The 9282-nt window shown below is 56.1% G+C and carries 10 protein-coding genes and 3 pseudogenes; 11 read left to right on the top strand and 2 right to left on the bottom strand.

Annotation, left to right across the window (positions count from 1 at the left end; translation table 11 throughout):
• Both AC2FIM_RS20170 and AC2FIM_RS20165 read left to right on the top strand, forming a co-directional pair.
• Window positions 1-196 (top strand): hypothetical protein (locus AC2FIM_RS20170; RefSeq protein ID WP_271952802.1); only part of this gene is annotated, 196 nt, incomplete at its 5' end.
• A gap of 223 nt (window positions 197-419) precedes the next feature.
• Window positions 420-668 (top strand): site-specific integrase, encoded by a 249-nt coding sequence (locus AC2FIM_RS20165; protein ID WP_246097372.1) that lies wholly within the window; start codon window positions 420-422, stop codon window positions 666-668.
• A gap of 25 nt (window positions 669-693) precedes the next feature.
• On the opposite strand, the pseudogene AC2FIM_RS20160 reads toward AC2FIM_RS20165, so the two are convergent.
• Together AC2FIM_RS20160 and AC2FIM_RS20155 are read right to left on the bottom strand one after the other, a co-directional pair.
• Window positions 694-1029, bottom strand: a pseudogene (locus AC2FIM_RS20160) (IS1 family transposase); the annotation flags it as partial.
• Window positions 1011-1475 (bottom strand): annotated as a pseudogene (locus AC2FIM_RS20155) (IS110 family transposase); the annotation flags it as partial. The pseudogenes AC2FIM_RS20155 and AC2FIM_RS20160, both read right to left, overlap by 19 nt.
• A gap of 407 nt (window positions 1476-1882) precedes the next feature.
• Here AC2FIM_RS20155 and napF point away from each other — a divergent pair.
• The 9 genes and pseudogenes from napF to AC2FIM_RS20110 form a co-directional block, all read left to right on the top strand.
• Window positions 1883-2398 (top strand): ferredoxin-type protein NapF, encoded by a 516-nt coding sequence (gene napF, locus AC2FIM_RS20150; RefSeq protein ID WP_496679885.1) that lies wholly within the window; start codon window positions 1883-1885, stop codon window positions 2396-2398.
• Entirely contained in the window at window positions 2395-2688 is a 294-nt protein-coding gene (locus tag AC2FIM_RS20145; RefSeq protein WP_496679888.1) for a chaperone NapD, read from the top strand. Before napF ends, AC2FIM_RS20145 begins: the two co-directional genes overlap by 4 nt.
• Window positions 2685-5177 carry a nitrate reductase catalytic subunit NapA gene (gene napA, locus AC2FIM_RS20140; protein ID WP_271952796.1) on the top strand — a complete coding sequence of 831 codons (2493 nt, stop codon included), beginning with the start codon at window positions 2685-2687 and terminating at the stop codon, window positions 5175-5177. The genes AC2FIM_RS20145 and napA overlap by 4 nt, the downstream gene beginning before the upstream one ends.
• A gap of 27 nt (window positions 5178-5204) precedes the next feature.
• A complete protein-coding gene (gene napG, locus AC2FIM_RS20135; RefSeq protein WP_271952794.1) occupies window positions 5205-6023 on the top strand; it encodes a ferredoxin-type protein NapG in 819 nt (272 codons plus the stop codon).
• Window positions 6020-6937 carry a quinol dehydrogenase ferredoxin subunit NapH gene (gene napH / locus AC2FIM_RS20130; RefSeq protein ID WP_496679893.1) on the top strand — a complete coding sequence of 306 codons (918 nt, stop codon included), beginning with the start codon at window positions 6020-6022 and terminating at the stop codon, window positions 6935-6937. Before napG ends, napH begins: the two co-directional genes overlap by 4 nt.
• A gap of 12 nt (window positions 6938-6949) precedes the next feature.
• Window positions 6950-7387: a nitrate reductase cytochrome c-type subunit gene (locus AC2FIM_RS20125; RefSeq protein WP_185956760.1), complete on the top strand. Its 438-nt coding sequence runs from the start codon at window positions 6950-6952 to the stop codon at window positions 7385-7387.
• A 29-nt stretch (window positions 7388-7416) separates the two neighbouring features.
• Window positions 7417-8118 carry a NapC/NirT family cytochrome c gene (locus AC2FIM_RS20120; RefSeq protein WP_496708381.1) on the top strand — a complete coding sequence of 234 codons (702 nt, stop codon included), beginning with the start codon at window positions 7417-7419 and terminating at the stop codon, window positions 8116-8118.
• Between the two features lie 13 nt (window positions 8119-8131).
• Complete coding sequence (locus AC2FIM_RS20115; RefSeq protein WP_142640413.1) at window positions 8132-8389, top strand: hypothetical protein; 258 nt, start codon at window positions 8132-8134, stop codon at window positions 8387-8389.
• Between the two features lie 656 nt (window positions 8390-9045).
• Window positions 9046-9282 (top strand): annotated as a pseudogene (locus tag AC2FIM_RS20110) (IS5/IS1182 family transposase); the annotation flags it as partial.

Below are 9282 nucleotides of genomic sequence, written 5' to 3'. Positions count from 1 at the left end.
AAACCATCATCTCAATGGATCACAGGCCAATGATGCACTAACAATCAAATTGAACCAGTCAGATGAGGCTGCTCAACAAACAATCATTCATAAGGGAGTAGCAGTTGTTTTAGCCCTCGAAAAGTTTGATGTTAGGTTTGAAACTCTATCGCTTTGGGCTCACACTGGACGTCGAATGCGATGCAGCATCCGGTGATATGCTGCACCGGTCAACGTCGGGTTGTCGAAGTGGGAGGGAATGGCGGTTCGGAGGATCAGTCATGGAAACACCAAACTTACCCGCCATTCGCGCGCTTCGCCCGGCCTGAAACAAGGGCCGGATCGTAGGACAAAAGCGCCCTCTGAAACCAAAACACATCTGGGCGATCAGGGTTGGACTTGAGCTAGCCAAAATCCACCGGGACTTTGTCGTCTTCAATATGGCAATAGACAACAAGCTCCGAGGCTGCGATCTGGTCCGAATGCAGGTGGTCGATGTAATGGCCTCCGGACAGGTCAAGGAACGAGCCTCCGTTCTGCAGAGTAAGACGCAGAAGCCGGTGCGTTTCGAGATCTTCGAAGGCAGACGTTTGTCAGTCGCGAAGTGGATGGAAAACCCGCTGATGGTTGGCTCGGAATACCTTTGGCCTGGCCGGTTTCATGAACGACTTCATATATCAACGCGCTAATATACGCGGATCGTACGGGATTGGGTCACTTTGAAAGTGCCTTATTACGGGGCTTATAGTTTCCACGCTTCTTTGGTGCGGGTTCGTTGGCATCAACGATAGCAACCAGTTCAGCTATATTCCAGAGGCGATCAGTCAAACCCGCTTCCATTGGAGGTGTCACCTTTAACGTCTGATGCACCTTCACAGAGTTGTAGTACATGAAACGCAGCGCAACGGAGTGCATGCGGTTTTCAACCTTCTTGCTGAAACCACTTGTCAGGCGGGTAAAACGGCGCATGGGCATACGCATGGTCAGGTTTTGACACTCTACATTCGACGTGCTGATCAGAGATTTGTCGGTGCGACCTGACCTAGCTCGCCAAGGTGACTTTGCAGAGCGTTGATCAATTGCGTGCGCTGCCGAGCCAACAATTCCCGGGACCGAAGAACCATCGCTGACGCCTAGGTCTCTTCACGCTTCACAGCAACAATGCGCATCGTTGGTCGACTTGCAGCTTCACAGTTCTGCTTCTGCATCGTCCATATCGTTCTTCTGACGTTAGACGAATGGCTTCACGTGGCCGGATTGATCAGCCTGACTTTGTGACCCAAACGACCGATCTCGCGCGCCCAATAATGCGCACTGGTGCAGGCCTCCATTGCAAACACGCTACGCGGGAATTTGGCAAAGTACTCGAGGACCTGGCCCCTGCGCAGTTTCTTCTGAAGAACCGGGTGACCTGTTCTAGCCGCTCCGTGCACCTGGAACACATTCTTCGCCAAATCCAGGCCAATCATGCCAATCTCTTCCAGTGACGCCTCCATTCAGTTTGTTTGCAAACCCACAATGGCACACCGAGGCCAGCGGGGGCGTCTACACCTTCAGAACCGTTCAAGGGTCGTGTTGTGGCCAAGTCGTCGGTCCTGGGTGTGAGGTCAATGAATTTGCGCGACGACATGATCTACGGCCCAATCACATGTCGACGCGGCAACGGTAGGCAATGGACGGCTATACGTCATCAGATGTTTTGAGACAGATGGCGGTTTGACTTTGTTGTGTCATCGCACATCTGGTTTCAAGCAGCACGGATGGTGGCATTCCAGACGTCAAATAGCTCAAAACGTTTAAGAACGATGCGCTCAAATTATGATCTGGATCAAAATGTACCAGCCTCAGAACGATTATGCAGTAAACTCAGAAAAGGAATCATAGATAGCCAGGTCAAAGCGATATGAGTCAACTGACCAGCCGACGCGCGTTTTTGGGCGTCACCGCATTCCGGGAGGACAGTAATCTTGTTCGACCTCCGGGTTCGGTTGTGCCTGGCTTTGCAGATCAATGCAGTAAATGTGGCGACTGTGTCGAGGCTTGCCCCGAAAGTGTGATTGCCATTGGTCAGGATGGGTATCCGGTGTTTCAACCCACCGAGGGTCCCTGCACTTTTTGTGGGAGTTGCGCCCAATCCTGTCCCACGGATGCCCTGGACATAGAACGCCTGCAAGATTGGCCGTGGCGCGCGTCGGTCGAAGCTGCGTCGTGCCTGTCTGTCAATGGTGTCAGCTGCCGAGTGTGTCAGGATAATTGCGAACAGAACGCCATCAGCTTCAGGCTGCAACTGGGTGGCCGCGCGGGTCCATCATTAGACCTCGACGCCTGCACTGGCTGTGGGTCGTGTATGGCGTCTTGCCCGGTCGATGCCGTCACATTGAAACGCAAAACCATATCTCAAACGGAAGTCAGCCAATGAATATCTGCGGATGCCTATTACATCTCGCGCCAGCGCAGGCACTGGCGGCGTCCGAGGCAATGAAAGACACTGTCGGTGTCGAAATTCACGCCGAGGCCGAAGACGGTCGTTTCGTAATTGTTGTCGAAGACACGCCGACACGCCTTGCGTCCGAGATCATCATGGACCTGCACCAGATCCCCGGGGTGATTTCTCTGACGCTGACGTACCACCATTTCGAGGACATTGCGGACGGCCATCCGCATCCCGATGCCCCAAGCCAAACCACCAGCCGGAGGCCCACGCTATGACCATATCAGAATCTCGTCGGACATTTCTCAAGGCCTCAGCGGCCGCAGCGACGGCCTCTGCCGCAGGTATTCCTCTGGCCACCGGTCAAGCCAACGCGCAGGCTGGTGCCCCAGACATTCGCTGGGACAAGGCTGCCTGCCGATTCTGTGGCACCGGCTGTTCTGTGCTGGTCGGCACTAAGGACGGGCGTGTCGTCGCCACTCAGGGCGATCCTGACGCGCCGGTCAATCGCGGACTAAACTGCATCAAGGGCTATTTCCTGTCCAAGATCATGTATGGCAAGGATCGCCTGACCACCCCACTGCTGCGCAAGACCAACGGCGAATATGACAAGAACGGTGAGTTTGAGCCGGTCAGTTGGGACGAAGCCTTTGACGTCATGGCCACCAAGTGGAAAGAGGCGCTGGCCAAGAAGGGCCCGACCAGTGTCGGCATGTTCGGGTCAGGCCAGTGGACGGTTTGGGAAGGCTATGCTGCCTCGAAATTGATGAAAGCCGGGTTCCGGTCCAACAATATCGACCCCAACGCGCGGCACTGTATGGCGTCCGCGGTCGTGGGCTTTATGCGTACCTTCGGAATTGACGAGCCGATGGGTTGCTATGACGATCTGGAACACGCGGATACTTTCGTGCTGTGGGGATCGAACATGGCCGAAATGCACCCGATCCTGTGGTCGCGCCTGACCGACACGCGCCTGACCAAGCCGGGATGCGAAGTGCATGTTCTATCGACATTCGAACATCGCTCGTTCGAGCTTGCCGATAATGGCCTAGTGTTTAACCCGCAGACCGATCTGGCGATCCTGAATTACATCGCCAATTACATCATTCAGAACGGCGCGGTGAACGAAGAGTTTGTCAACAAGCACGTCAACATCACCAAAACCGCCACCGATATCGGTTATGGTCTGCGCGATACAAACGCGCTGCAGCAAGAGGCAGAGAACCCAAACTCGGGCAAGCTCGAGACGATCAGCTTTGAAGAATACGCCGAGGCGGTCGCACCTTATACGCTGGAATACACAGCCGAACTGTCTGGCGTGCCCGCCGATAAACTTGAGAAGCTGGCGCAACAATATGCAGACCCGAACCGCAAAGTGATGAGCTTGTGGACCATGGGTTTCAACCAGCACACCCGCGGATCGTGGGTGAATTCGCTGATGTATAATGTGCACCTTCTGGTTGGTAAGATCTCTGAACCCGGCAACTCGCCTTTCTCGCTGACCGGTCAGCCCTCGGCCTGTGGAACCGCGCGTGAGGTGGGCACGTTCGCCCACCGCCTGCCTGCAGACATGGTGGTGGCAAATGACGAACACCGTCAGATTTGCGAAACCGCCTGGAATATCCCGGCAGGCACTATTCCACCTAAGCCCGGGTTCCATGCGGTCTTGCAGCACCGGAAGCTGAAGGATGGTGAACTGAATGCCTATTGGGTGCAGTGCAACAACAACATGCAGGCGGCACCCAATATCAACGAGGAAGGTTACCCGGGTTATCGCAACCCGGAAAACTTCATCGCAGTTTCTGACCCTTATCCAACGGTCACGGCTGTCTCTGCCGATTTGATCCTGCCCACCGCCATGTGGGTCGAAAAAGAAGGCGCCTATGGCAACGCGGAACGCCGTACTCAGTTCTGGCGCCAGCAGGTGAAAGCGCCAGGAGAAGCAAAATCTGACCTGTGGCAGTTGATGGAGTTTTCGAAGCGCTTCACCGTTGAAGAGGTCTGGGATGAAGAACTGCTGGCCAAGATGCCCGAACACCGCGGCAAGACCATGTATGATGTGCTTTACGCCAACGGATCGGTGGACAAGTACCCGCTAGCCGAAACTGCGGAAGGCTTTGACAACGACGAATCCGAGCATTTTGGGTTCTACGTTCAGAAAGGCCTGTTTGAGGAATATGCCGAATTTGGCCGTGGTCACGCACATGACCTTGCACCGTTCGAAACCTACCATCAGGCGCGCGGGTTGCGCTGGCCGGTCGTGGACGGGCAAGAAACCCTTTACCGCTTCCGCGAAGGGTACGATCCCTATGTGCCCGAAGGCGCGGATGTTAAATTCTACGGTCACAAGGACGGCAAGGCAAAAATCATCTTTGCCCCCTACGAACCCGCCGCAGAAGAGCCGGACGAAGAATATGATCTGTGGCTGTCGACCGGTCGCGTCCTGGAACATTGGCATTCAGGCTCGATGACACGCAGGGTGCCGGAACTGCACCGGGCCTTCCCGTCGGCAGTTGTCTATATGCATCCACAAGACGCCAAGGATCGCGGCCTGCGCCGCGGGCAGGAAATCGTGTTGTCGACCCGCCGTGGTGAGGTCACCAGTCGGGTTGAGACACGCGGGCGTAACAAGGTGCCGCGCGGCTTGGTCTTTATGCCGTGGTTTGATGAGCATCAGTTGACCAACAAGCTGACGCTGGATGCAACTTGTCCGCTGTCGAAGGAAACCGACTACAAGAAATGCGCCTGTAAGGTCGAGCGCGCGTAATCGGCACGGATCGCAAAGGTAATCCCCATGCCCCTCGCCAAGACTCCTCTTTCGCCGAAACGTCGCCGTTTCCTTCAGGATACGGCGCGTGCGGCAGGCGGCTGTGTGGTCGGCGGGTCACTGCTGGCCTGGCTGGCCCGCGACGCCCGTGCATTGTCGGCCGAGGCTTTGCGCCCCCCCGGCGCGCTGCCAGAGCGGGAGTTCTTGTCGGCCTGCATTCGCTGCGGGCTGTGTGTGCGAGACTGCCCCTATGATACCTTGAAACTGGCCGAGCTTGGGTCGGATGCCGGGGCGACGGGCACGCCATATTTTATCGCTCGCGATGTGCCTTGTGAAATGTGCGACGATATTCCTTGTGTTGCCGCCTGCCCGACCGGTGCGCTAGATCCCAAGTTGGATAACATTGACGATGCCAAAATGGGCGTCGCGGTTTTGGTCGATCAGGAAAACTGCCTGAACTTCCTGGGATTGCGGTGTGACGTTTGTTACCGTGTCTGCCCGGTGATTGACGAAGCGATCACTTTGGAAACGGCGCATAACGCCCGCTCGGGCCACCATGCAATGTTTATCCCAACCGTACATGCCGACCGCTGCACCGGCTGTGGCATGTGCGAAAAAAGCTGTGTTCTGCCAGAAGCCGCAATCAAGGTATTGCCGGCACGTCTTGCGCGGGGCAGCAGCGCGGATCATTACCGCAAAGGTTGGGAAGAAAAAGATGCCAAGGGCGCGCCGGTTGTTGAAGGCATAATCGACCTGCCCGACCGCCTGCCCGGCCCGGGGGTCGACAACCTGATCGCACCGGGTGGTTTTGAACCCGGCTATGATCTTCCAGGGGTGGGACAATGACCACCCGCACACATATGCCCATAGGCCAAGAAGCCGTGGCGGTCAAAGGCTGGGTCGGCGCGCATAAATACCTGATACTGCGCCGTATCAGTCAGCTGTTCTTTCTGGTCCTGTTCCTGTTGGGACCCTGGTTCGGCATCTGGGTCGTAAAAGGTACCTTGGCAGGATCGCAGACCCTGGGTGTACTGCCGCTGACGGACCCATTCATCCTGTTGCAAAGCATCATCGCCGGGCATTGGCCGGCGATGACCGCTTTGATTGGCGGCTTGATCGTCGTGGTGGCCTATGCGCTGGTCGGGGGCCGCGTCTATTGCTCGTGGGTCTGTCCGATCAACCCGGTGACCGACGCCGCCAACTGGTTGCACAGGCGGTTGGATTTGCCGAAAGGTTGGCAACCTAAACGGCGCACGCGGTTGTGGATATTGGCCACCGCGCTGATCGTCTCGGGCCTCACCGGCGTGATCGCATGGGAGATTATCAACCCAATCACCATGCTGCATCGCGGCCTTATCTTTGGGGCCGGTTTTGTCTGGGCCATGGTCGTTGCGATCTTTGTCTTTGATGTGCTTGTCGCCCGTCACGGCTGGTGCGGCCACATATGCCCGGTCGGTGCGTTTTATGGCCTGATCGGCACCAAAAGCCTGTTGCGGGTCAGCGCGGTTAACCGCTCGGCCTGTGACGATTGCATGGATTGCTACGCCGTCTGCCCCGAAAACCACATCATTTCGCCCGCGCTGAAGGGCAAGCCGGGTGCCACGCCGCTGATCCTGTCAACCGACTGCTCAAACTGCGGTCGCTGTATCGATGTCTGTGCAGTTGATGTCTTCAAATTTACTCACCGGTTCGACGACCAAGTCGCCGCACCTTCCGATCCAGTTCCCGCGCCTGAACCGCGCGTAGCCAGACCTATTTAAGGGAGTGCCGAGATGAACAAGCCAATCCTCACAGGTGTCGTCGCCCTGATCCCCGTTATATTCCTGAGCGGGTTCGTCCTTGCGCAATCTGCGACGGTGCAAACCCTGCGTGGCGCCGAGGTGGATGAACCCATTCCGTTGGACCGGATTCACAAGAACGTGGAAGGACGGATGCAGCGCAACTATCGCCAGCAACCACCGCTTGTCCCCCACTCGATCGAGCAATACCAGATTGACGTGCGCACCAATCAATGCCTGTCCTGCCATGACTGGACCAAAGCCGGGGAACGCAATGCGCCGACCCTGTCGATGACCCATTATCTGGATCGTGACGGCAATGAGTTGGATCACATCGCCGGGACCCGTTATTTCTGCAACCAGTGCCACGTGCCTCAGGCAGATGCGCCTGCGTTGGTCGACAACGTGTTTGAACCCTCGTCCGGCAACTAATCCAACGCATGTCTGAAAGGAGCACCAAGATGGCAGACTCCCCCGAAAACCGCGGTTGGATCCGCCGCCTCTGGAACGCGATCTGGACCCCGGCTGTTATGTTCAGCTCGGGCTTTCTGATCCTCGCCGGGTTTCTGGCCGGTATTCTGTTCTGGGGTGGGTTCCACTGGACATTGGAACTGACCAATACCGAGGAATTCTGTACCTCGTGCCACACGATGGAAACCAATCTGGGCGAATACCGCGAGACGATCCACTATAACAACCACTCCGGTGTCCGCGCGATCTGTTCTGACTGCCACGTGCCACATGAATGGAACCACAAGATCAAGGCCAAGATCATGGCTGTTAAAGATGTCTATCACGAGCTTGCCGGAACCATCAGCACGCCTGAGAAATACGAAGCGCATCGGCTAAGTATGGCTTCGGCGGTCTGGAAAAAGATGAAGGCCTCTGACAGCCGCGAGTGCCGCAACTGCCATAACTTTGACTATATGGATTTCACCATTCAAGAAGCACGCGCTGCATCGGAACATCAGCGGGCAATTGACAACAACATGACCTGCATCGACTGCCACCAAGGCATCGCACACAGCCTGCCGCAGGGTTATCAGGAAGAATACCAGAAAATCACCGATGCGCTGTCTAATAAATCCGCAGGTAACTTGCAACAACAGGTTGCAGACGGCAGCGCAGAAATCCGGTCATACCTGACCACACAGTCGGACTGAAAAGGGGTAAGTTATGCTGGAACTTCTGGGAACAATCGGCGGCAACATCATCGGCCTTCCAGGCATTCTGGGCGTTGCGCTTGGCATGATGACGCGCCGCCTCTGGCTGGGGGCCATGATGGGCGGTTTGATCGGCATTGTTGGGACGCTGCTGTTTGCCCATTGGGACTTTGCCAATGTTGCAACGACCGAACTTTTGATCGCCATTGTTGTGGGTCTGTGTGCCGGGACACTGGGTTCTGCGATCCGTATCAAAGGGGCAACGGTCTAACAGAAAGACCGAAGCGTGCTGGGCAATGGCGGCGTAGTGATTGGTCCTTTACCCGATGCTCTGGGGTAGATAGCGGCTAGGTGCAGAAGGGCTCTGATGGAATGGACATCCCCTGATTTCTCATCTGATAGGTTTTCGAGATGGAAGCCGTCAGAACTATCGAGCAATCCGTGCCGAGGGACCATTGCTCACGTTGGTGTAGATTTTCAGCTGCAGCCCACGCGCCACTGGAGCATTCGACCACGCCTTGCAATGGACAGGTATTACGACATCTAGCTGCAATAAAATAGATATCATATCAAACCCTTAAAGATAGTGTTTCAGCCAAATTGATTCAGGAAAGTAGGCCTCAATGAGTCCACCGCAGATTGATTCCATATCTTATTGCGCACAATGGCGCCCCTAAGCGCGTAATCCTAGTAACCATGATTGGCCTGGCAAGATCCGGGCTCTGCTTGTCCTACTCCCACCATTTTGTACTGCGCAAAAAAAACAACCTGTTCTGGCGCAAAAAGTAACAGCGCAGCCCGCACCGCCGCACTTGTTTTAGGGCCAGCAGGATTTGGACAAGCCAAACGCCTCTGGCCATCTGGGGTAAGACGCTGCCTTTCCCCTCGGGCAACCCTATTAGACAACACCGTGTCCTCGGCTGCGCCTATGGACCGCACAAGACGCTGTACAATCGATGGAAACGGTGGAGCGACAAGGGCATCTTCGCGCGAATGATGGCCGGTCTGGCCGCCGAGCACGGCGAACAGAAGACTGTGATGATCGACGCGACCTATCTGAAGGCTCATCGGACAGCGACCAGCATGAGCGTCAAAAAGGGGGGCGTGGACGCCTGATTGGCCGAACCAAGGGCGGCATGAACACCAAACTGCACGCCATCTGCG

It is taken from the genome of Ruegeria sp. CDSC052 (assembly GCF_059610685.1).
Note: the sequence above shows the minus strand (reverse complement) of the source record. Positions and strands in the feature narration are given on the sequence as shown.